The 21399-nt window shown below is 70.0% G+C and carries 20 protein-coding genes and 4 pseudogenes; 18 read left to right on the top strand and 6 right to left on the bottom strand.

Going from position 1 to position 21399, the window contains the following annotated elements:
• The first annotated feature begins 67 nt into the window (after positions 1–67).
• The 6 genes and pseudogenes from SCK26_RS36930 to SCK26_RS36955 all read left to right on the top strand — a co-directional run bounded on the left by SCK26_RS36930 (position 68) and on the right by SCK26_RS36955 (position 4088).
• Positions 68–342 (top strand): annotated as a pseudogene (locus tag SCK26_RS36930) (hypothetical protein).
• A gap of 18 nt (positions 343–360) precedes the next feature.
• Positions 361–696 (top strand): hypothetical protein, encoded by a 336-nt coding sequence (locus tag SCK26_RS36935; protein WP_318205746.1) that lies wholly within the window; start codon positions 361–363, stop codon positions 694–696.
• 118 nt (positions 697–814) lie between these two features.
• Positions 815–1276 carry a GNAT family N-acetyltransferase gene (locus SCK26_RS36940; RefSeq protein ID WP_318205747.1) on the top strand — a complete coding sequence of 154 codons (462 nt, stop codon included), beginning with the start codon at positions 815–817 and terminating at the stop codon, positions 1274–1276.
• Positions 1277–1464: 188 nt separating this feature from the next.
• Positions 1465–1647: a hypothetical protein gene (locus SCK26_RS36945; protein WP_318205748.1), complete on the top strand. Its 183-nt coding sequence runs from the start codon at positions 1465–1467 to the stop codon at positions 1645–1647.
• Positions 1644–1805 carry a hypothetical protein gene (locus SCK26_RS36950; protein WP_318205749.1) on the top strand — a complete coding sequence of 54 codons (162 nt, stop codon included), beginning with the start codon at positions 1644–1646 and terminating at the stop codon, positions 1803–1805. Before SCK26_RS36945 ends, SCK26_RS36950 begins: the two co-directional genes overlap by 4 nt.
• Positions 1806–2726: 921 nt before the next feature.
• Entirely contained in the window at positions 2727–4088 is a 1362-nt protein-coding gene (locus tag SCK26_RS36955; RefSeq protein WP_318205750.1) for a cytochrome P450, read from the top strand.
• A gap of 349 nt (positions 4089–4437) precedes the next feature.
• Here SCK26_RS36955 and SCK26_RS36960 read toward each other — a convergent pair whose 3' ends face one another.
• Positions 4438–4704 carry a hypothetical protein gene (locus SCK26_RS36960; RefSeq protein WP_318205751.1) on the bottom strand — a complete coding sequence of 89 codons (267 nt, stop codon included), beginning with the start codon at positions 4702–4704 and terminating at the stop codon, positions 4438–4440.
• Between the two features lie 1286 nt (positions 4705–5990).
• On the opposite strand from SCK26_RS36960, the gene SCK26_RS36965 reads away from it, so the two are divergent.
• From SCK26_RS36965 to SCK26_RS36975, 3 genes and pseudogenes are all read left to right on the top strand, one after another.
• On the top strand, positions 5991–6350 hold the full coding sequence (locus tag SCK26_RS36965) for a hypothetical protein (protein WP_318205752.1): 360 nt from the start codon (positions 5991–5993) through the stop codon (positions 6348–6350).
• Positions 6351–6387: 37 nt separating this feature from the next.
• Positions 6388–6687, top strand: a pseudogene (locus SCK26_RS36970) (transposase); the annotation flags it as partial.
• A 213-nt stretch (positions 6688–6900) separates the two neighbouring features.
• Positions 6901–7275 carry a peptidoglycan-binding domain-containing protein gene (locus tag SCK26_RS36975; RefSeq protein WP_318205753.1) on the top strand — a complete coding sequence of 125 codons (375 nt, stop codon included), beginning with the start codon at positions 6901–6903 and terminating at the stop codon, positions 7273–7275.
• 384 nt (positions 7276–7659) lie between these two features.
• Here SCK26_RS36975 and SCK26_RS36980 read toward each other — a convergent pair whose 3' ends face one another.
• Complete coding sequence (locus SCK26_RS36980) at positions 7660–8190, bottom strand: hypothetical protein (protein WP_318205754.1); 531 nt, start codon at positions 8188–8190, stop codon at positions 7660–7662.
• Between the two features lie 173 nt (positions 8191–8363).
• Here SCK26_RS36980 and SCK26_RS36985 point away from each other — a divergent pair.
• The 4 genes and pseudogenes from SCK26_RS36985 to SCK26_RS37000 form a co-directional block, all read left to right on the top strand.
• A pseudogene (locus SCK26_RS36985) lies at positions 8364–8504 on the top strand (XRE family transcriptional regulator); the annotation flags it as partial.
• A gap of 3 nt (positions 8505–8507) precedes the next feature.
• Positions 8508–8801, top strand: a complete 294-nt coding sequence (locus tag SCK26_RS36990; RefSeq protein WP_318205755.1) for a hypothetical protein — start codon at positions 8508–8510, stop codon at positions 8799–8801.
• 268 nt (positions 8802–9069) lie between these two features.
• Positions 9070–9504: a hypothetical protein gene (locus SCK26_RS36995; protein ID WP_318205756.1), complete on the top strand. Its 435-nt coding sequence runs from the start codon at positions 9070–9072 to the stop codon at positions 9502–9504.
• Between the two features lie 269 nt (positions 9505–9773).
• Positions 9774–10304, top strand: coding sequence for a DUF6584 family protein (locus SCK26_RS37000; protein WP_318206177.1), 531 nt, complete (start codon positions 9774–9776; stop codon positions 10302–10304).
• 633 nt (positions 10305–10937) lie between these two features.
• On the opposite strand, the gene SCK26_RS37005 is transcribed toward SCK26_RS37000, so the two are convergent.
• On the bottom strand, positions 10938–11372 hold the full coding sequence (locus SCK26_RS37005) for a VOC family protein (RefSeq protein ID WP_318205757.1): 435 nt from the start codon (positions 11370–11372) through the stop codon (positions 10938–10940).
• A gap of 577 nt (positions 11373–11949) precedes the next feature.
• On the opposite strand from SCK26_RS37005, the gene SCK26_RS37010 reads away from it, so the two are divergent.
• Positions 11950–14274, top strand: coding sequence for a glycoside hydrolase family 9 protein (locus SCK26_RS37010; protein WP_318205758.1), 2325 nt, complete (start codon positions 11950–11952; stop codon positions 14272–14274).
• A gap of 132 nt (positions 14275–14406) precedes the next feature.
• Here SCK26_RS37010 and SCK26_RS37015 read toward each other — a convergent pair whose 3' ends face one another.
• Positions 14407–15063, bottom strand: coding sequence for a cytochrome P450 (locus tag SCK26_RS37015; RefSeq protein WP_318205759.1), 657 nt, complete (start codon positions 15061–15063; stop codon positions 14407–14409).
• 173 nt (positions 15064–15236) lie between these two features.
• On the opposite strand from SCK26_RS37015, the gene SCK26_RS37020 reads away from it, so the two are divergent.
• On the top strand, positions 15237–15842 hold the full coding sequence (locus SCK26_RS37020) for a lytic polysaccharide monooxygenase (RefSeq protein WP_318205760.1): 606 nt from the start codon (positions 15237–15239) through the stop codon (positions 15840–15842).
• Between the two features lie 124 nt (positions 15843–15966).
• Here SCK26_RS37020 and SCK26_RS37025 read toward each other — a convergent pair.
• A pseudogene (locus SCK26_RS37025) lies at positions 15967–16251 on the bottom strand (IS5/IS1182 family transposase); the annotation flags it as partial.
• 320 nt (positions 16252–16571) lie between these two features.
• A complete protein-coding gene (locus SCK26_RS37030; protein ID WP_318205761.1) occupies positions 16572–17552 on the bottom strand; it encodes a hypothetical protein in 981 nt (326 codons plus the stop codon).
• Between the two features lie 226 nt (positions 17553–17778).
• On the opposite strand from SCK26_RS37030, the gene tap reads away from it, so the two are divergent.
• The 3 genes from tap (at position 17779) to SCK26_RS37045 (ending at position 21343) form a co-directional block, all read left to right on the top strand.
• The gene (tap, locus tag SCK26_RS37035; RefSeq protein WP_318205762.1) at positions 17779–20010 is read left to right on the top strand and encodes a telomere-associated protein Tap; all 2232 of its coding nucleotides are present in this window, start codon (positions 17779–17781) and stop codon (positions 20008–20010) included.
• A gap of 9 nt (positions 20011–20019) precedes the next feature.
• On the top strand, positions 20020–20577 hold the full coding sequence (gene tpg / locus SCK26_RS37040; RefSeq protein ID WP_318205763.1) for a telomere-protecting terminal protein Tpg: 558 nt from the start codon (positions 20020–20022) through the stop codon (positions 20575–20577).
• A 376-nt stretch (positions 20578–20953) separates the two neighbouring features.
• A complete protein-coding gene (locus tag SCK26_RS37045; protein WP_412080820.1) occupies positions 20954–21343 on the top strand; it encodes a transposase in 390 nt (129 codons plus the stop codon).
• The last annotated feature ends 56 nt before the right edge of the window (positions 21344–21399 follow it).

Raw genomic sequence — 21399 nt, forward strand, 5'->3', positions numbered from 1 at the left:
CACCCCCCCGGGAGGAGCTGCGCGAGCAACACCTCGCCCGCCTCGCCCGCCAGCGCCCGACCACCGCCTGACGACCCCGCGACACGGACCGCGCCGCGCCCGGATCGCCTTCTCCGACTCCGCCGCCAAACAGCTGGAGAACATCACCAGCGAAGCCCAGCTGCACGCCTTGGACCGCGCCTTGGTCGTCGTCTCCGTCGACCCCGACATCGGCGAACCGACCCCCGGCGACACCGCCGGCCCCCAACTGCGCCGGCAACTGACGACATCGAGCAGGTCCGCGCCCTGTACTTCGTCACCGCGCTCCGCACCGTGGTCGTCGTCGCATACCTCAAGGTCTGACCGGCGAAAGAGCCACCCGTGCCGTCGATTCTTCAGGAGCCCTCCGGCCGCCGTGAGCACGGAGGGCTCCGCACGCTGGTGGAGTGCCCGTCCAAAGCCACCGTGCTCCGCGAAGGCCCACCGCAGGACTCCGGGGCGGGCGCGACCTGGCTCACCTTCCTGCGCCCGCCGCACACCGTCAGCCTGGCCGGGTGGTCCGGCGCCGCGGACCACCCGGCCAGCGGCACGATGCCGTGCGGCACCGTGCTCGACTACCGCTCCGGTGAGCAGCCGCTCCGGTCGCACGCCGAACTGCGGCTGACCCCGCTGACCGGCGTCGACCCGGTGGCACACATCCGCACCGCGTTCCCCTGACCTGAACTTTCCTTTGGAGGCGAACGGTGTACGCCCTGCGTCCCGTGCACGGCGGTGCGTGTTCTGGAGAACTGGTGCCGCTTCAGTCAACGTTCGCCACGTCTGCCAGACTGCGCGGGTGATCACCAGACTCGCACGAGAGCAGGACTTGCCTGGCCTTCTTGGCTTGGCAGCTGGGGTCGAGCACTGGTTCGGCCCGATGGTCGACAATCCCGGTTTCCTTAGCGCCGTGGACAAGCACATTCGCCGGTCCACGGCGCTGGTCGCCGTCTCGGGATCGAATGTCCTCGGCGGCCTGCTGTTTGGGGGCAAGGCCCCGCTCTACCACGTTCACTGGCTCGTCGTCTCGGAGGAGGAACGCGGAAAGGGCGTCGGTCGTGCGTTGCTGGCGGCTGCGACACGTAGGTTCGTGCGGGGTCCGGGCAGCATTGAGGTGATTACTTTCGGGGCCGACCACCCGGGCGCAGTCGCCAGCGGTGCACGCGCCTTCTACGAGTGCCTCGGTTTCAGCCCGGCCGAGGCCGCCGATCCGGGCCCGGAAGGCGGTTCACGGCAGGTCTATCGCCGGGCCGTCATCTGAGTCAGGCAACGTTTGCCCTGCCGACAGCGATCTGGAGGAACTGCGTGAGCTGGCCGCCGCGGCCGGCCCGCTCGCGGTCGCGGCCGCCCTGGCCGGCGCCCCGGACGCGGGCGCCACCGGCTACGCGACCGTGCTGCAGCGCCTGGTGGCGGCCGATCCGGCCGCCAAGAGACCACGGACGTCCCGCCGTGCTCGCCGCCCTGTACCGGCCGGAGCCCGGCGCGTACTACCTCGCCGCCGCGCACCATCCCGAGGTCTTCCCCGTCAGCCCGGTCGAGGCCGTGCTCGCCGTTGTCGCCCTCAGCCGTGCCCTGACCGCTCCCGCTGACCCGCATGTCCCCGACGCGGCCCAGTGCGCCGGCCGGGCGTGATCCGCCTGCTGACCTTCGTGTGGTGCACCGGTGGCGACCTCGGCGGTAACCTGCCGGCCGTGCTGGACCGCCTGCACACCCTCGCCGAGTCCCTCACCCGCCCTGCCGCCGGCCAAGGCGGCAACGCCCGCCGCCGACCCCCCAGCGGCTGGGCGTAGGGGAAGAAGACGAGCTGCCCGCAGACCTGCTGGACACCCACCCGGCGGTGCGCGCGCTGGCCTGCCTCCTCGACTACGGTGGATCACCGACGTCCCCGCTGTGCTTACCGTCCGGGCCCGGGGTACCTGAGCGCATTCTTCCCGCCGCCGCGAGTGCCGCGCACCGCCCCGGCGGCCGGCAGGCCAGCGCCGTGCTGTCGCCGACCAGGCGCTGTTCGACCCGCAGATGCCGGTGGGGCGGACCGGCGCCGACCTGCTGACCGTCCTGGACCGCCCGCACGCTCTCGCTCGACCCCGCACCCGCCCCGCCGCCGCCCGGCCCGGACGCCCCGCGCCCGCAGTCGATGTCGTAGGCACCAGCGAGGAACATGTCCCGGCGGGGCCTGTCGGACTCGGACCCGGCGCTGTGAGCGCTGGGACGTCTGCTGTAGTACGCCGCCGCCCGGGCCCGCACCGGCGCCGGATCCTGCACCGGTCGCCGACGTGCCGGCCGCGCGCTGGTGACGAGGTGATCGCGAGTCGATGAAGGCGTTTTCGACGTCGGGATTGATCTGCTGCAGCCGGGCGAGGAAGAACTCCGTTCAGCGTCCGGTGACTTCCTTTCCCGAACCGGACATCGCTCCGATCGAACAGGCCCCTGCACAGCCCCGTCGCAGGCCGCGGCCGGCCGAGGCCGCCGCCCTGCACCGGGCCCGGACGGACTCGTGCCAACTCGGCCCAGGCAGGGCCAGTGAGAACAACCCCCGCTCGCGCGGGGACGACAACCGCAGGGTGATGGTCTGCTCGTGGTTCGCCAGGAACCGAGCAGGGCTACCTCACCGGACGAACGGGCAGAACCTTATGGGCTCGGGCGCGCACCGCCCTTGCCCGGCACCACCCCCGCCGGCAGAGCCGCCGGCCCATTCGCCCGAAGGGACGACGATGAGCACCTCCGTCACCCACGCCTCCCCGCCGGTCGCTCCCGGCCGGATGCCCGTGATCGGACACGCCCTCGCCCTGCTGCGCCGCCCCCTGGAGTTCCTCGACTCCCTGGCCGCCTACGACGGCCTGGTAGCCGTCCACCTGGGACCCAGGCCCTCCTACGTCCTGGCCGCCCCGGAACTGGTCAACCGCGTTCTGGTCACCGATGCGGCCCGGTACGCCAAGGGCCGCTCCTTCGAGAAGCTTCACGACTACCTCGGCCAGGGCCTGGCCACGTCCGAAGGCTCCTTCCATCTCCGTCAGCGGCGATTGATGCAGCCGGCCTTCCACAGTCGCCAGATCGCCCTCTACACCCGCACAATGGCGCGGATCGCCGCCGAACGGGCTTCATCGTGGTGTCCCGGCCAAGTCCTCGACGTCACGCGCGAGATGCACGACCTCTCCCTGTCCGTGGTGACCGCGACGCTGTTCTCCACCGCGCTGGACGACGGTCTGCGCGCCGACATCCACCACGCGATGCCCATCGTGCTGCGCGGCATGTACACACGCGTCCTGGACCCCACCGACCTGTGGCACCGGCTCCCGACTCCGGGTAACCGGCGTCTTTCGGACGCACACCGGCGCCTGCGCCGCGCCATCGACCACCTCATCCGCACCCGGCGCGAGGCCCCCCGGATGGGCGACCCGGACCTGCTGTCGATGCTTCTCGCGGCCCAGGACGGCCACGGCGGCGAGGCGATGACGGACCGGCAGGTCCACGACGAGCTCATGACGCTGCTGGTCGCCGGCACCGAAACCGTCGCCGGGGGCCTTGCCTGGCTCTTTCACGAACTCGGGCGGAACCCGGACGTCGACCGCGAGCTCCACACGGAACTTCGGCACCTGGACGACGGTTGCCCGGCGCCCGAGGAACTGACCCGGCTCCCGTACACCCGCCGCGTGCTCGACGAGGCCCTGCGCATGCGCAATCCCGGAGGCATGACCATCCGGCGGGCGGTCACCGACGTCGAACTGGGCGGCCACCATTTCCCCGCCGGGACCGAGTTCATCTTCAGCGCCCTGGTCCTGCACCGGAACCCACGCCTGTTTCCCGATCCGACCCGCTTCGACCCGGACCGCTGGCTGCCCGATCGGCCTCCCGTCCCGCGCGGCGCGTTCGTCCCGTTCGGCGCGGGCGGCCACCGGTGCATCGGGGACTCCTACGCACGCATGGAGATGACGGCGGTGACCGCGGCCGTGGTCAGCCGGTGGCGCCTGGATCCCGTGCCCGGAGCACGGGTACGAGGCGTCATGACCTCCACCAATAACCCCACCGGCCTCCTGATGCGGGCCCGGCCCCGACAGGAGCCCGGGCCGGCCTGACACGACCAGCCGCACGCCGCAGGGTTCAAGGCGATCCTTCCGCTTGACGGGAGATCCGCACGCCTCGGTGCTCCGGGCGGATCCACCCGAAGCACCGATTCGGTTGTCCGCGTCCGCACCGCTGGTGCACGCTGCTGGCCGGACGCAGCAGGCCGGGCAGGTTACGGGGCGGTGGGAACGGTTGTCTCGCCGGTATCGGTGTCCTGCTCCCCTCGGGCCGGTGGGGTGGCGAGGCTCGCGGGTTCGCCGTCGGCCGGTGTGCTGTTCTCGGTGGCCGGGACGTTCGAGGCGGGGGCAGTGCCGTCGTCGAGGGTGATGGTGACCGGCTCGCCGCGGGGGGTGAGGCCGGTCAGGCTGTTCTCGATCCGTTCGTACAGGGGGGTGGCCGTGGTTTGGGGCTGGAGCCGAGCCGGGGCTGCAGCCCTTCCACGGCTCCGCGCGGGTGCGTGATCTCGTGCTGCAGCGAGGCGAGCCCGGAGCGGGCTTCCTCCAAAGCGGTGCTGAGTTCCCGTTTGATCTCCTCGGCCGCTCGGTGCAGCGGGTCCGGGCCGTCGTGCTGGTCGGCGGCCGGGCTTTCGCCGGTATTGCCGTCGGGCGCGGTGAGCGCGGTGAGCACGGGGCGAGTTCGGCTTTCCAGCGAGGCCCGACAGCAGGGCATGCCCGCCCAGTGCTGCTCCTGCGCCGATCAATGCCGCCGCGAGCAGGTGCAACAGGTGACGTCGGCGACCCGGATACGGATTGTCGGGGCCATCCGCGGAGACCGGCGCCGCGTCCACGCCCGAGTCGGACGGGGTAGCGCCGCTGTAGGGGACGGGTCGCCCCTGGCCCAGGGCGAGGCGTCGGCGAGCGTCCCGCCATCGCTCGATGTCGGCTTCATCGAGCCCGTAAGCGTGGGTGAACACCGCGACGAACGGCTCGCTGGGCAGGGTGTTGCGGCCGAGGGTGGTGGCGATCGTGCTGACGGGCATGGCGTCCCCGGAAGCCGTGGATTTTCCTTCCGGCCGGCGGTAGGTCAACCCGCTCCAGATCCGCAGCGCGCGCAATGCTGCTGTGAACTCCTCCGGAGTGCCGGCCTGCTCCGGTTGCGGTGCGTCCGGCGGCACCTCGGCCCTGTTCCTCTCTCGTCCTTGTGGCATCGCTCCGGGGAGCGGCCGGCACCGGCACGCGGTTCGGGCGAACTCGTCAGGTGCGGTGTTCGGCCATGTTCGGAACGCTGGTGAGCAACGTTCCGAAGATTCGCGAACGCCTTACCAGGTTGCTCCTGCCTACCGCCATTGAGACGCTTCGGGCCGTTGTCGCCGGCCGGCGCCGTGCAGAGGCCGGCGGGAGGCCCCGGCCCAGGGGTATTCATGGGTGCCTGCCCGGCCGGGGCCGGCATGGCGACTCACCAACGCGTCAGGCCCGTGGAAGGCGGAGCATGAAATCGAGCTGGACGTACTCAGTCGTAAGTGCCGCAGGTGCTGTCCTGGCCCTGGGGATTTCCGTTGCGCCCGTCCAGGCCGCACAGTCGGCTCCGGTGGCGTCGCCACCGCGTGCCGTACAGGCGAACTGCGGCTGGGAAGGACCCGACGTGGTCCACGCGGAAGGCACCATCATCAAGGACCGCGCAGCCGTTCATACCGGCCCCGCGGCCGAGTGCTGGGTCACCGACCACCGGTCCCTCAACAGCGGAGTGGAGATCTACTGCAAGTACACGAACACTGCGGGAAATCTCTGGTACTACACCACATTCGGGTGGATCTATAGCTCGTACATCAGGGTCGACAAAGTGTCGATGCCTCCGGGCTACATAACCAGCTGCTAGTCGCGGAAACGCGTCGAGGTACCCGCGTCATCCGCGAGGAACGTATCTGCCGTCTTCGGCACGATATTCACCCGCACCAGACTCTGAAAGGACATCACATGCGCAAGAATGCCATCGGCGTGCTCGGAGCGTCGCTTGTCCTGGGCCTCGCCCTTACCGGCACTGCGGTGGCGGACGTCGGGACGGACGCGTCGAGCGGTGCGTCGGCCACCTCCGCCAAGTTGGGCGCGGTGTCCGGCCGTTTCTACGTGGACGGCGTGAGAATCCGCAACGCGCCTAGCCTCGACGCGGGTGTGAACGGGCTCGGGTACATCGGTCACAAGGTGACCGTGTACTGCTTCACCAAGGGGCCGCTGGAGACCGTATGGTGGCGTATCACCGACATCACGACCGGGGTGCCCGGCTACATCGAGCAGAGTTACGGCGGCCCCAACAGCCCGCTGAACGAGCGCTGTTAGAGCGCGTCTCTTTGATGAGTTCATCAGTTGATCGGATATGCCTGTCCGATTAGTGATCACTGATGTGATGTGGGACGGATCGAGCCGCTGATGCCGACCGATCCGGTCCGGGGGCGGCGGTGGGCCGACCACCGCCGCACGTTGGAGGCCATCGCGTGGAAGTACTGCACCAACTCGCCTTGGCGTGACCTTCCCGACGAGCTTGGTTCGTTCCAGACCGCTCACAAGCGGCTGATCAGGTGGGCCGTCGACGGCACGTGGGAGAAGATCTTCGCCGCCCGTCCTCGCGGCAGCCGATGCCACTGACGGCATCGGCTGGGCGGTGCCGGTCGACTCCGCCGCCATCCTTATCCGGGCACGACGCTGACCGAAGAGACAGAACCTAGCCCACGCCCGCCTCCCCATGCCACGTTATAAACGTAGGAAAACCGGGTGCGAAAACTACCTTCCTGAACAGGCGAATCAGGGTTTCTTGGAGGTCAGTCCAGCCCGTCGCAGCAGGCGGCCGACAGTCGATTCAGGACGTCACGCGGGGCCGCCAAATCAAGAGATGGAGGAGATCATGGGATTACGAAAGAAGATAGCGACATATGCCGCCGCAGGCGCAGCGGTCTTCGCGGCCCTCACCGCATCGGCAGTCGCCTCTCCCGTCCCCGCCTCAGCAGCAGTACCTGCGGAGAGCGCCTGCCCCTACAGCAGTACCCACCCGCCGCTCGGCTACGGCGACACCGGATCAGCAGTCAGGCATGCGCAGTGCCTGCTCAACATCTACGGCTATCGGATCGCCGAGGACGGAATGTACGGGTCTGCAACGTTAAACGCCGTTTACGACGTTCAGGGGCGGTGCGGCATCGACCAGATCGGCGGGGTGGACGCAATCACCTGGAACTGTCTGCACCCGGACAAGAGCCCCAACCCGCGCTGAACCTCGTTATGAGGCCCACCTTGCGCTGGGCCCTCATCAGGACGTGGGCACGGCCTCGCACAGCGGGGCGCTGCCCGATGCGCGCAGGCACGGCCTGGCGGAGAACGGCAGGCAACTCCCGGGCGGTGACACGCTGCGCAACCCGTCGCCCATAGGCCTGAAGGCTGCGGCTCGCGAGTTGGGGCGACTGGTGGGGGAGATGGGCGGCCCGGCCCGTGGCGCCGGGCGTGCGGGCTGTTTCGATTTCGTCAGGCGACGGCAGTTCAGGCCGAATGCAGTTCAGGAGCTCGATCGTTCCGACCAATGCTCGGCTTCGGTTTACGAGACGACAGTGGGGCCGGACAGGATCACCCTGCCGACCCCACGGTTCGTTTCTCCGGCTGTTCACCGGCTGAGACGGACGCGCGGTCCCCATGCGAACTCGAGGTCGTCCAGGAAGAAGACCTTCAGCTCCTTCTCCCACTGACCGCGCATGAGCATCGGCGCGGCTTCCATCCGCTTCAGGATGACCAGCGTCTCGGGCTGCCCAACCAGCGCGTAACGGCCGTGCGAGGCGGGTCGACTGCCCGGCCCGTACGCCCGCAGCAGCTCCTCCAAGCGGGCGCGGCGCTGTTCCACGAACGCCTCCAGGCGCTCGACATACTCCTCGTGTTCCCCAGCGCGCACCGCGCTCAGCGCCACGTCCGGGAACTCCCCGTCCGGCCGGTGACGCTCGCCCGGCGCGGCAAGGGCCCACGGGGACCGTTCTACTGCCGCCAGGACGTCCCTCGCGTCCAACCCCGGAGCCGAAGCCGGTTTCTCCACCCGAGCCTCCAACGGGGCCGGGGAGCCAGGCTGTTGAAGGCGGGCCAGCGGCGGGATGCTGTAGGCGGCGATGGTCGCCGGCGGCGTGCCCAGCGCCTCCGGGTGGGCCATGAGCAGGCGTGCCAGGGCGTGGCCGTGGTCGCTGCCGTGCGGTGGCTGGGGAGTGCTGCCGTCGCCCCGATCGCCGGGGTAGGCGAGGTGTCAGGGGTATACGACGGTGCGGTGGAAGAAGCCGGTGAGCACCTCGAACAGGTCGCTCGCTTCAGGGCCGGGTTCGTACCCCGGCCGGCGCCGGCGACCAGTACCTCGAGGAGATCGCAGCCGAAGCCCTCAGGGAGGTGTACTTCCAGGCCAACGGCCGCCGCGCCGGCAGCCTGGAGGAGGTCCGGTTCACGGACGTCGAGCACCTCGAATTCGAGCTGTAGCGCATGTGGTCCGCAAAGGGGTTCGCGCTGAACGAGATGCACGGCTTCGGCGGACAGCACCCCTGGGAGGGCGTCTTCACCACCCTGGCACCTTTGCTCAATCATCCCGACGACGACGGTCCCCACCTCACGCCGGCCCAGTGCGCCGCGATCCTGCCCCGCCTGCAGGAGATCGCCGGCCGGCCTCGCGGCAAAAGCACCGACCCGCTGCTCCAACGGCACATTGACGACGCCCGCCGGCTGGTGGTCGTTCTGCAGCTGTGCGTCGAGAAGGACGTCGACCTCCTCTTCGGCTGACACCTGACACCGGTAAGCAGTACCGGCGCGCTCCGACCAGCCCCGGTGGGGGGCGGGCATGTTCCTCCCGTGCCGGCCGGGAACGAGGCTTCACAGTGATCGGCCCGCGGGCCGAGGAGACGTGCAGAATGGCAAGAGAGAACTACTTCTGCCGGTGGTTCTGCATGGTCTGCCTTCGCCTGCCCGTGATCGACTGATCGGCGGCGCCGGGGGTGCCGGGTCTCTCCCGTCGCCGTCACGACCGATCACTTGACGAAGGAGCATGCACATGCGCAAATGCAAGAGTGTCCTCGCGGCAGTCGCGACCCTGGCCGCGTTCGCAGGCGTCGGGATGGCAGCGGCGCCGGCGCAGGCCGCGACCTACTGCAGGGACAAGGGCGCGACGTACTTCTGCGAGTACGGCATCTCGACCACCGAGTTCGCCAACGGGACGAAGGAGGAGTTCGTCGTCGGCACCGACCACGCGGTGTGGACGAACTGGACCTACCCCGACGGCTCATGGAATGGATGGATCTCCATGGGCGGATGGGTCCAGAGCCACATCGATGCCGACCCGCAGCAGCAGACCAGCGACTCCCTCATCTTCATCTCGGCCATCGGCTCGGACGGCAACACGTGGTTCCGGGCTCGCTACGCCAACGGTACGTGGTCCAGCTGGCAGGTGAGCTGCTTCGTCAACCCCGACGGCCACTTCTGCCCGTAACCACCGCGCGCACCGGGTCGGCGCGGGCCTGCGTACCGACGTGGGCGCGGCGGTGCATCTTCCTCTGGTCCGCCGGTGATCCGATGGCCAGGAGCCGGGCGAAGTCCATCCGGTGCCTCGCGCCGACACCCACGGCACGCTTCGTAAGGTGGTCCGTAAGTGCAGGTGTCCCGTCTCAGTAGGTTCGGTCGATGCCCACCGCCGAGGCAGCCAGTGCTCGGCAACAAACCAGGTCGACGCGGATCTGTACGGTATCCGATCATGTGTTCATGCCGCTGAGAGAGACACTTGCCCGAGTCGACGCAGACCTGGCCGCCGGCCGGATTCCCGTCGCACGCCAGCGTTTGCGCGGTCTTGTCTCATCCTTCCCGTACGACCTGACGCTTCGTCGGCGTCTGGCCGGGGTGTACCGGCTTTACGGCGATGCCGCCGAGGCCGGACGCTGGATGTACCTCGAAGAGGACCGCGACGCCGACGAGACCGCCGCCTTCGAGGCGCGGTACGGGTCTCCCGGGTGGCGGATGAAGGCCCTCGCCTGGCGCGGCCCCGAGGCGATGGCTGCCACCCCCTTCGCGGAGAAGCAGCTGGTGGCAGTGCGGACCGCCTGCGCCGAAGAGCTGGGGCACCCCGTGGACTGGGACGACCCCGCCTCGCATCGGGACGACCTAGAGGAGACCTACGAGGAGGCGCGCTCCGGGCCGTGGACGGTCGGCGGTGTGCTGGCGAGCGTCGGCTGCCTGGTGGGGGCCCTTGCGTTCCTCGCGATCTGGGTCAATGGAGTCGTCGCCCTCTTCGACTGACCCACAGGACACCACGGGCCGGCGGGGAGCCCGCTCAAGGTCGGGTGGCACGCCGAGGACTACCGTGAACGGCACGCCTGGCGACGGGTGCGACGATCTCGCGATGTCCGCTGTGGTCACGGCGTCACGGCCGCCATGGACAGCCCGTTCACTGGGTCGGCTCCCGCCGTTTCGCCACGTTGGTGACACAGCTGCGGGACCAGGGAGCTGACGCGGCCCGCACAGGTCGGCCGTGGAACGGGCCACTGGAGAATCGGGTGCTGCTGGCCACGTACTGGCGCACAAGCCCTGACACCGTCCGCAGTCACCGCAGGGACTTCAGAAGATCACGTATCCCCCGATGGTCACGCGGGGGCCCTACCTGTCTCCAGCCGGGGCCGCCACGCGATGGTGAAGTCGCGAGTGAGCCTCGCGTGCGCCTGCACCTCTCGCCGCGCACCGCCCGGCACATGACGGCCGCCCTCATACAGCCTCGAAGTGTGCGGCCGCTTCGAGGCGGGCCTCAAGGCGGCACAGGGCAGTCGGCTCTGACCGCCGCGCACCCCCCGCCTGTCCCGGCGATACGGTGCCACAGGCCGCCGCGTACCGGCTCGTGGGGAGCGGCACGAGGGGACGAGGAGAGGTACGCGGCCCTCAGTCGAGGCAGAACTCGTTGCCCTCGATGTCCTGCATCACGATGCACGACTCGTTCTCGTCATCGGCGGGCAGCAGCCGCACGCGCACCGCGCCGAGCGCGACCAGCCGTGCGCACTCGGCTTCCAGGGCGGCGAGGCGTTCTTCACCCACGAGCCCGGTGCCGGCCCGGACGTCAAGGTGCACCCGGTTCTTGACGACCTTGCCTTCGGGAACGCGCTGGAAGAACAGTCGCGGACCCACACCTGTGGGATCGATGCAGGCGAACGCCGATCCCTGTCGCTCAGGCGGCAGCGAACGGTTAAAGTCGTCCCACGTGGCGAACCCCTTCGGGGGCGGCGGTACGACGTACCCCAACACCTCACACCAGAAGCGAGCCACGGCCTCAGGGTCCGCACAGTCGAAGGTGACCTGGAACTGCTTGATCGATGCCATCGGATCACCATAGTGGCGCTTGCGGCCGGCGGGACAGCACAGGTCCACGGCCTGACGTATCCGGCCCGGCGCCTCGCGAGAAGTGATGGAGTGCTGAGGGCGGGGGCGACGGAGACGGCACGCACGTCGCCGCCGCGCTGGGCCGCCCGCCACGCGCCACCCGCGATCACTGGTCCCGCGGGCTGCCGGAGGACGACTCGACTGGCCGCCGACCGGCGCCGGGCCGGTTCCGGAGGCAGAGGTCTGCGGACGGCCGCTCCCGAGCCCTCGCCCACGGCGAAGGCGAGCCGAGGCCCAGGGCCCGGCCCACACGGCGTCCGGGGGAAGTGCGTGCGGGATATTGACAGTTGCTGTACGCACTGGCTTCATGAACCAGTGGTTGGGAGCGCTCCCACTCACTCCTGTCTCCATATCCCGAAGCACCGCGCCGCAGCACGAACTCCCCCTGCCCACCGCACGGAAGGAACGTCCGTTGCGCCCGCTCGCCTTCTTCCCCGCCCGAAGAGCCTCCGCGCCCCCCGCGGCGGCTCCCGAGATCCGCCCGGCAGTCCCGACCGGTGCCCGACGCTCCCGACTGGTGAGTGCGTGGGGAGCCGCGGTCGCCGTCATCGCCGGCCTGCTGCTGCCGTCGGCCGCCCCCAGCTCCTCCTCCGCCGCGTCGGCCGCCATCAACTACGGCGAGGCACTCCAGAAGTCGCTCTGGTTCTACGACGCGCAGCGGTCGGGGAAACTCCCGGAGGACAACCGTGTCTCCTGGCGCGGCGACTCCGCCCTCGGCGACGGCAAGGACGCCGGTCTCGACCTGACAGGCGGGTGGTACGACGCCGGGGACCACGTCAAGTTCGGTCTCCCCATGGCCTTTTCCGCCACCCTGCTCGCCTGGGGCGGCGTCGAGCAGAAGTCCGCCTACGCCGCCTCCGGCCAGCTCCGGTACCTCCAGGACAACCTGCGGTTCGTCAACGACTACTTCATCAAGGCGCACCCGTCCGCCAACGTGCTGTACGGCCAGGTCGGCAACGGCGCCGACGACCACAAGTGGTGGGGGCCGGCCGAAGTCATGCCGATGGCACGGCCCGCGTACAAGATCGACGCTTCGTGCCCGGGCTCCGACCTGGCGGGCCAGACCGCCGCGGCCATGGCGTCGTCCTCCATGGTGTTCGCGGACAGCGACCCGGCGTACGCGAACAAACTGCTCACCCACGCCAAGCAGTTGTACGCGTTCGCCGACACCTACCGCGGCAAGTACAGCGACTGCATCACCGACGCCCAGGCGTACTACAACTCCTGGAGCGGCTACAACGACGAGCTGGTGTGGGGCGCCGTCTGGCTGTACAAGGCGACCGGTGACGCCACGTACCTGGCGAAGGCCGAATCGGCCTACGACAAGCTGTCGACCGAGCCCCAGACGACCACCCGCTCCTACCGCTGGACGCTCTCCTGGGACGACACCTCCTACGGCTCGTACGTGCTCCTCGCCCAGCTCACCGGCAAGCAGCGGTACGTCGATGACGCCAACCGGTGGCTGGACTGGTGGACGGTCGGTGTCAACGGGACCAAGGTGCGCTACTCGCCCGGCGGGCAGGCGGTCCTCGACAGCTGGGGATCGCTGCGGTACGCCGCCAACACCGCGTTCGTCGCGCTGTCGTACGCCGACTGGCTGACCGGCGACCCGGTGCGCAAGGCCCGCTACCACGACTTCGCGGTCCGGCAGATCAACTACGCGCTCGGCGACAACCCGCGCAAGTCCAGTTACGTCGTCGGCTTCGGAGCGAACCCGCCGACGAAGCCGCACCACCGGACCGCTCACGGCTCGTGGACCGACCAGCTCACCAACCCGGTGGACAACCGGCACGTCCTGTACGGCGCGCTGGTCGGCGGGCCGAGCGCGGCGGACGACGCGTACACCGACGACCGGTCCAACTACGTGAACAACGAGGTGGCCACCGACTACAACGCGGCCTTCACGGGCGCCCTGGCCCGTTTGTACGCCGAGTACGGCGGCAGCCCGCTCGCCGACTTCCCCCGGGCCGAGAAACCCGACGGGCCCGAGATCTCGGTCCAGGGGTCCGTGAACGCCTCGGGCCCCGGCTTCACCGAGATCAAGGCGTACCTGATCAACAAGTCGGCGTGGCCCGCACGCGCGCTGACGCACGCTTCCCTGCGCTACTACTTCACCCTCGACGGCGGGGTCACGCCCGACCAGATCAGCACCACCACCAACTACAACCAGTGCGGCAAGGTGTCCGGTCCGACGCACTTCGAGGGCGACGTCTACTTCGTCACCGTGGACTGCTCCAACGCGGTGATCGCTCCGGCGGGCCAGTCGGCATACCGGAAGGAGGTGCAGTTCCGCATCGTCTCGGCCGGGGCGTGGAACCCCGCGAACGACTGGTCCTACCAGGCGATCCCGACGACGCCGGGCAGTACGCCGGTGGACGCGCCGCACATCGTGCTGGCGGAGGGTTCGGACACGCAGTGGGGGGCGGAACCCGACGGCACCACGCCGCCGCCCACACCTACTCCCACTCCCACTCCAACTCCCACTCCGACGCCCACCCCCACACCTACTCCCACGCCCACGTCCCCCTCGACCCAGTGCGCCGTGACCTACGCCGTCACCAGCACCTGGAACGGCGGCTTCACCGCCGATGTCGATGTGCGGAACACCAGCACGGTGGCGGTCAACGGCTGGCGGCTCGGGTTCTCGTTCAAGGGTGCCGAGAAGGCGACGAACGCCTGGAACGCCACCGTCTCGCAGACCGGCGCCGACGTCACCGCCACGAACGTCGCGCACAACGCCACGATCTCGCCGGGCTCCAGCGTGAGCTTCGGATTCCAGGGCACGGGCACCCCCGCCGGGACGCCCGCGGCCTTCACACTGAACGGGAAGGACTGCGGCTGACCGGTGGTTCGTTGACCTGTACCCCTGCCGGCCCGCGTCGGGCAGACCATCGAGTGGTACACGGAAGGCTGTGCACCGCGGAGTCCGCACGCGGGCCGGCGCCGGTGGGGCCAGGCGGCCGGGCTGGACATCTCAGCCACGCGCGAGGGGATGCGCGAGCATGGGCAGCGGTCCGGTGCCGAGGGTCGTCCCCGGGCGGGGGCGGACCTCGGCTCCCGGAACGGGGCACAACCGCCGGCGGGCGCAGAGTGTGCTGAGCGCCAGGAGCGCCTCGACGGTGCCGAAGTGTTCGCCGATGCACTTGCGGCTGCCGGCACCGAAGGGGATGGACGCCCCTCGGGGCACGGCGCGGGCGCGGTCCGGGCGCCATCGGTCGGGGGCGGAGGTCCCGGGCTCGGCGAACGGGTGACGGCCGGGTCGGTCGTCAGCGAGTGCTCCCGCGCCCAGGCGTACATCCGCGTGCCTCGCCGGTCCCACGCGGGGTTGAGGCCGCGTGGGGACAGAGGCATGCAGAGGTCGGGGAACTTGTAGCCGAGCTTCGGCGACATGGCCACGGTCTGCGCGCCCGCATGTGGTTCCGTCACATGCGAGGGCGCCGGTACGCGATGAGTGATGCCGTGCGCCCCCGCCCGGAGATTGCGGGCGCGGGCCCGCGGCCAGTGGGGTGGGGACTGCTCGGGTTCCGCACACCGCCACACGCCGTGGAGGCGAGGGGCGCAGTGGCGCACCCTCACTTTCCCGTCTGGGGAAGGGTGACTCCCGGCTCACGGCAGCATCCCTGCTCGCCACCCACCCTTGTGATCAACTCTGTTGGGTTTATTGACATTTCACTCAGACGCCCTACCGTTGGGAGCGCTCCCACAACAGCTTGCAACTGGAAGGAGTCCCCCCACATGCGCATACAGAGTCCGTTAACCGGGCGTTCGCGGTCGTCCCTCCGTCGGCCTCTCCAGGCGCTCGCCATGCTGTTCGCCGTGGTTGTCGGCGCGCTGGCCTGGTCGGCCCCCGCCCAGGCCCACGGCACCATCGTCGACCCCGCCTCCCGCGCGTACCAGTGCTGGAAGACGTGGGGCAGCAACCACACGAACCCGGCCATGCAGACCCAGGACCCCATGTGCTGGCAGGCCTTCCAGGCCAACCCCGACACCATGTGGAACTGGATGAGCGCGCTCCGCGACGGCCTCGGTGGCCAGTTCCAGGCGCGGACCCCCGACGGGACGCTCTGCAGCAACAACCTCTCGAGGAACGCCAGCCTCGACAAGCCCGGGCCGTGGAAGGCCACCACTGTCGGCAACAACTTCTCGGTCCACCTGTACGACCAGGCGTCCCACGGTGCCGACTACTTCAAGGTCTACGTGAGCAAGCAGGGCTTCGACCCCACGACCCAGACCCTGGGCTGGGGCAACCTCGACTTCATCACGCAGACCGGCCGCTACGCACCGGCACAGGACATCACGTTCCCTGTCCAGACCTCCGGCTACACCGGACGCCACATCCTGTTCGTGATCTGGCAGGCCTCGCACCTCGACCAGGCCTACATGTGGTGCAGCGACGTGAACTTCGGCTGAGCCGGGGAGCGCCGCGCACGGCACCGGTTTCTGCCGGCCGGCCGGACTCCGTCGGGGCAGGGTACCTGTCTGATCACCCTGCCCCGACGGGAAAACCATGACCAATGGCATGCGGTTCATTCACGACCGTCCAACGCACCCTGCCCAGCCCTGAGCCATGGGCGGCGGCACCGCGTCGGGCGGTCGTCGGCTTGACGCCGCGCTTCCACAGCAGACGGCGGTCCTTGTCGAAGTCGTCATCCCGGTCGGCGTACAAGAGCCGGGGGTGCGTGGGGGCGTTCGCCGGATCGGTAAGACCGCGTCCGGCAGCGACAGAAGCCGGGTGACGTCATGCCGGCGGTCGCCGGTGAATGTGACGCCGAGCGGTGCTGTGACGATCGACGACCAGATGGCGCTTGGGCGGGGGCTGCCCCGGTCATCTGTGCTGGTGATCGGCTGGAGCGAGCGGCATGGCGTGACTGGGGACCCACTGCCGACGGAGCGCTGTGGCCGAGGCTCGGCCCATGTCCTCGGTCGCCGGTCCGGAGACGATCGCGGCGGCTGTCGACCGACTGATGCTCGCGGGCCGACTACCTCCCCGACTCCTGCGGCACGCGGTGCACGCAACGCCACCGTCGGCAGTCAATGTCTGGGGGCCAAGCCCGTATTCTCCGTACCCGCCCGGCCCGAACCGCTCGGGGCCTACTTCACGTCGATGAAGTCGGCCGCGGAGTCGAGGGTCGGTGACGGTCAGTCGCCGGTCTCCGGCGGATAGCCGTCGTCGAGGACGATGCGGATGGTCTGGCCTTGCCCGGCGGGGTCGGTGAGTTCGGCCGCGATGCGGTGGTACGTCATCGTGGCCAGGGCCCATTCGCTCTGCAGCGGAGCCGCGGTGGAGCGGGTGTTCCACAGCTCGATCAGCAGGGCGATGAGGGAGCGCCCGGACAGGACGGTCTGGACGCGGCCCTCGCGGCCGTCCTTGATGTCCTCGACGGAGGGCGGGGTACGGAAGTGGCTGTGGCCGGCGGCCAGGGCGGCGAGCCACTCCCAGGTGTCGCGGTGCGCGATCAGTTCGACGCCGGCCACGCCGGCGGCCTTCAGCAGCAGGACTCCGTGGGCGATGCGCGGGTCGACCGCTCCGGCGGAGGCCTGCGGCGCGGCTGCGGGGGAGTGGTCGGCGGGGGAGTGGTCGGCGGGTGTGGCGGAGCCCTGGTAGGCGGCCTCGATGGCCTTCTTCAGCGCCGGGTCCTGTTCCTGGGCGCCGTCCTCGGGCTGCGGCTGGTGCTCGGTGTTCTCCATGGTTTCCCCCTGGTGTGCGGTGTCGGCGGCGGTTTCGGCGGAGGCGGGCGGCCAGGCTTCGGCGGAGTCGGTCAGGCCATAGCCGGTTTCGGGGCCGGTCGGCTGCTCCGTCTCCCCCGAAGGCGTGGGCGTGCTCTCGCCCGGCGTCCGGGGCGGAGCGGAGGGCCGTAGGACGTCGGCGAGGTCGAGCAGCTGCCGCAGTTCGCCCCGTGTGTCGTTCAGGTCGCTGATCATCCGGTCCTGACGCCGGCGAATCTCCCGGTTCTCCTCGCGCAGGCCAGTGACGCCCCCCTCGATCCTCTCCAGGATCTTCAGGCGGCTCTGGACCAGCTCGCCGTGCAGGGCGGTCAGCCCGACCGTCGGATCGTCGAGACGCTCGACCTTCTGCTGCGCCGCCTCCAACTGGCGCTCTATATTGGCGAGCTTCTGCATCGCCTTATCGAACGAACATTTCCACCCCACGTGACCCCCTGATTACTCCAAGCGACGAGGACCGCTCCTACCTCCCCATGAAGATCTCGCGTCACGCGATCGTTTCCGGTCTTTCCTCGGCCGGATCACGCCACCCGAATCCGAACGCTATTTGTACGCGACACGTACGCGATGTGAGCGCTGTTGGTACGCTCTTAGAGGTAGGGTGTCGGTCAGGAGGTGCTCCATGTCCGAGTTGTTCGACGCGGTCGACGCGCTGGTCGCGTCCCGCGCCTCGCTGCCGCCGCCGGCGGAGCGCAAGCGGCTGCGTGTCTCGCACGGCCTGACGATCGACGAAGTGGCCACCGCGCTGCGGGTGCGCCGGGCGACGGTGTCCGGCTGGGAGAACGGCAAGACGGAGCCCCGTCCGCCCGAGCGCGACGCCTACGCCCGGCTGCTGGACAAGCTCGCGGAGCTCTACCCCGCCGACGCCACGGCCGCGCCGGTTCAGGACGCGGCGGTACCGGCCACGTTCACCGCACCCGACCCGGCAAAAACGCAGACTGTGTCCACAGGCCAGGCGTCCGAGGCCGCGGGCATGACTGCAACCGAGAACACCCAGACCTCTGCCCCTGTCGCTGCCGCTCCGGCGGCCGCGCCCCGTCCGGCGCGCACCACCGGGACGTCGTCGACGTCGCGCCGCCCGGGTGCGAGGAAGGCTGCCCCGGCCGGCACTGCGGCGGGCGGTACCGACCCGCGGTTCGGGAACGGGCCGCTCGCGGTCGTCGATGTTGAGGACGGCAAGGTGCTGGCGTACTGCGTCGGCGGCCTGGTCCTGGACGTGCCCGCCAGGAGCATCCCGGCCCTGGTCGACTGGACGCTGCGCGAAGCGAAGCTCGGGCAGCCGAAGCTGTCCGGGCCGGGCAAGGACGCCGATCCGCTGCTCGTGCTGACCGAGGCCGCGCTGGAGCGCTACGGCCTGCCCGTGACGCTCACGGAGGAGCAGAAGCACGCCGGGCGGATCCCGGAGAGCCACAAGGTCGTCAAGCAGCTCGCGCGCGCGGAGTGGAAGCTGACCAAGCGCGGGTTCGGGCCGTGGGCACGGATCTACCGCCCCGCGACCGGCTCGGAGCGGGCCTGCGTGCAGCTGTGCATCCCGTCGTGGAACGCGCTGGACACCCGGCACTGGGGTCATGCCGCACAGCTCCCGCCGGCCGAACTCGCCCGGATCCTGGGCGTGTACGCCTCGCGCGTGCTGACGCCGCGCGGCTCCACGGCCGTGACCGGCCTGGAGCTGATGACCGCGCTGCACCCGCCGACCCGGGCCTCCGAGCCGGACGCCGACGGCCGTCGGCACTCCGAGCACAACCCCGGCTCGCTGGGCAAGGACCCGGTCGACCCGGCGCCGTGCGAGGCCCCCGACGGCCACCCCGTCCTCAAGGATCTGCCCCGGTTCCACGTGCGCGGTCCGGGGGAGAAGCTGTTCGAGGAGGCCTACGACTGGGCACGACCGATGACCGACGCGGAGTGCACCCTGCGGCACCTGGTCGGCATCGACGTGAACATGGCCTTCGCGGCCGGCGCGAACGGTCTGACCGTCGGCCTGGGCGAGGCGACGCACGTCAAGGCCCCCGCGTTCGACCCGAAGCTGCCCGGCTCCTGGCTGGTCGACCTTTCCCACGTCGACCTGTCCCGCGTGAAGGTCGGCAAGGAGTGGGTGCAGCTGGACGGCAGCCTGCTGCCGAGCCCGTTCACGCCGAAGGGCGAGCGCCCCGAGGGCCCGGCCTGGTACGCGACGCCCACCGTGGCGTACGCGGTGGAACTCGGCTACGAAGTGCGCCCGGCCGAGGCGTACGTCCGGTACGACAACGGCCGCTACCTGGACGGCTGGTACCAGCGGCTGCGCGACGCCTACCTCGCCACGATGGCCGACCTCGGCGTGCACGCGGACATGGCGCCGGCCGACTTCCTCGCCGCGATGGACGGCTACAAGGACCGTGACCCGGAGCTGGCGATCGTCGTCTCGGCGATCAAGGCCACGGTCAAGGGCGGCCTGGGCAAGCTCCGCGAGCGGCCCCGCGGAGAGGGCTGGCGGCCGGGCGAGCCGTGGCGGGCCCTGTCCCGCCCGACGTGGCGGCCGGACATCCGTGCGGCCGTCATCTCCCGCACCCGCATCAACCTCCACCGCAAGATCGTCAAGCATGCGGCGTTCACCGGGCAGTACCCCATCGCGATCCTGTCCGACTGCGTCGTCTACGCCGCCGCCGGCCCCTCGCCGCTGGACTTCCTGCCCTACCGGGACGGCGTCGCGCTGCCGGGCGGGTTCAGGCTCGGCGTCAACCCGGGCCTGGTCAAGCACGAAGGCACCCAGTCCGTCCTGTGGGGCGAGGAAGTCCGCGAGCGGTTCGACGCCCCGGAGCTCAACCTCGCCCGGTACATCAAGGACGGCACCGTCACCGACGTAGACAACGGGGAGTAGGAGAAGGCGATGAGCCTGTTCGGGGACGGCCTGGAGGCCGCGGTGCAGAAGGCGTTCACCCGCCCGGCGCCCAAGAGCGCGCCCGCGCAGATGCGGTACCTGGTCAGGCAGCTCAAGGGCACGAAGGCGGTGGCCCAGCTGCTGAGGATCTCCCAGCGCACCGTCGAGCGGTACGTGAAGGACCAGATCAAAAAGCCCCGCCCGGAGCTCGCCGCGCGCCTGGAGCGCGAGGTGAGGAAGCGCTGGCAGCCACAAATCCGGGCCAAGGCCCGGCAGAAGGCAGCGACCACGGACGGCATCGTCATCGACACCCGCGCCCGCATGGGCTACACCGCGCCGATCGGGTCGACGGACCAGGACCGCATCCGGCACCTGACCGTCGCCCTGCCCCCGCAGTACGCCGCCCGCCTCTTCGACGCCCAGGAGGCCGGTGCCAGCGACGCCCGCCTCCAGGAGATCGCAGCCGAAGGGCTCAAGGAGGTGTACTTCCAGGACGGCGGCCGTCGCGCCGGCAGCCTGGAGGAAGTCCGGTTCACGGACATCGAGCACCTCGAATTCGAGCTGTAGCAGCCGCGCCCCGAGTAGCACGCGAGCGTCGGACCGCCGTTGCGGTCCGGGGCTCGCTCACGTATCCGGGGGGTGGACGTTCAGGCACGTGATGCCGTGTGCAGCGACGCCGCCGCGCGCCGGTCACCCCGCACCGTGGCGTGCCGGGGCAAGGCTGGTGCCGATGGTCGCATGACGCGCACGGCGTGTCGATCGCGCCGGCCGAAGAAGTGGGGTACCCAGACGGTGAGGTGCAGGCCGGCCGCCAGGTAGTGCATGTGCCAGGCGAAGGCCGCCGCCTCCGCGCACCGGATCGTGCGTCGCGCCGGGCATCTCGCCGTCGATCCCTGCTGCCGAAGTCACAGACCGCTTATCGGCGGCCGCCCTGGCCTGCTACATGGCCGGCCAACCCTCGCGGCTGATCTACCGACCCTGCCCGGACCGCGACTCGCTCACCGTCTTCCAACTGCCGTCCTACGCACCCGACCTCGATCCGGTCGAAGGTATCTGGTCCGTCCTGCGACGCACCACCACAGCCGACCACGCCTTTGCCGACCCCGACGACCTGATCACTGCCGTCCGGCGCCTCCTACGTCGGCTCCACCACCGCCCCGACGTCCTCGCGGCTGCCTCACCGCCACCGGACTCCGACGCCAGCCATCATGACGGCATCACGCATTCAAGCTCGGTTGGCAACCGGTGCGGGATGTCTCTTCGGTGCGCTACCGTGCCAGTTCTTGCCAACGTGCACAGGCATATTGCAGCGCACCAGCGACTTCCGCGCTGAACGGCATCAGCCGCAGGCAACCGGCTCCGAACGATGCGAGGTCGCGATGCTTGGCC

The sequence above is a fragment of the Streptomyces sp. SCL15-4 genome, from assembly GCF_033366695.1.
In the GTDB taxonomy this organism is placed as follows: Bacteria; Actinomycetota; Actinomycetes; order Streptomycetales; family Streptomycetaceae; genus Streptomyces.

What these genes read in the sequence shown, in the direction of transcription:
- SCK26_RS36955 (WP_318205750.1), top strand. Translation starts at nt 2,727, where the DNA reads ATGAGCACCTCCGTCACCCACGCCTCCCCGCCGGTCGCTCCCGGCCGG.
- SCK26_RS36965 (WP_318205752.1), top strand. Translation starts at nt 5,991, where the DNA reads ATGCGCAAGAATGCCATCGGCGTGCTCGGAGCGTCGCTTGTCCTGGGC.
- SCK26_RS36975 (WP_318205753.1), top strand. Translation starts at nt 6,901, where the DNA reads ATGGAGGAGATCATGGGATTACGAAAGAAGATAGCGACATATGCCGCC.
- SCK26_RS36980 (WP_318205754.1), bottom strand. Translation starts at nt 8,190, where the DNA reads ATGGCCCACCCGGAGGCGCTGGGCACGCCGCCGGCGACCATCGCCGCC.
- SCK26_RS36990 (WP_318205755.1), top strand. Translation starts at nt 8,508, where the DNA reads ATGTGGTCCGCAAAGGGGTTCGCGCTGAACGAGATGCACGGCTTCGGC.
- SCK26_RS36995 (WP_318205756.1), top strand. Translation starts at nt 9,070, where the DNA reads ATGCGCAAATGCAAGAGTGTCCTCGCGGCAGTCGCGACCCTGGCCGCG.
- SCK26_RS37000 (WP_318206177.1), top strand. Translation starts at nt 9,774, where the DNA reads ATGCCGCTGAGAGAGACACTTGCCCGAGTCGACGCAGACCTGGCCGCC.
- SCK26_RS37005 (WP_318205757.1), bottom strand. Translation starts at nt 11,372, where the DNA reads ATGGCATCGATCAAGCAGTTCCAGGTCACCTTCGACTGTGCGGACCCT.
- SCK26_RS37020 (WP_318205760.1), top strand. Translation starts at nt 15,237, where the DNA reads ATGCTGTTCGCCGTGGTTGTCGGCGCGCTGGCCTGGTCGGCCCCCGCC.
- SCK26_RS37030 (WP_318205761.1), bottom strand. Translation starts at nt 17,552, where the DNA reads ATGCAGAAGCTCGCCAATATAGAGCGCCAGTTGGAGGCGGCGCAGCAG.
- tap (WP_318205762.1), top strand. Translation starts at nt 17,779, where the DNA reads ATGTCCGAGTTGTTCGACGCGGTCGACGCGCTGGTCGCGTCCCGCGCC.
- tpg (WP_318205763.1), top strand. Translation starts at nt 20,020, where the DNA reads ATGAGCCTGTTCGGGGACGGCCTGGAGGCCGCGGTGCAGAAGGCGTTC.
- SCK26_RS37045 (WP_412080820.1), top strand. Translation starts at nt 20,954, where the DNA reads ATGGCCGGCCAACCCTCGCGGCTGATCTACCGACCCTGCCCGGACCGC.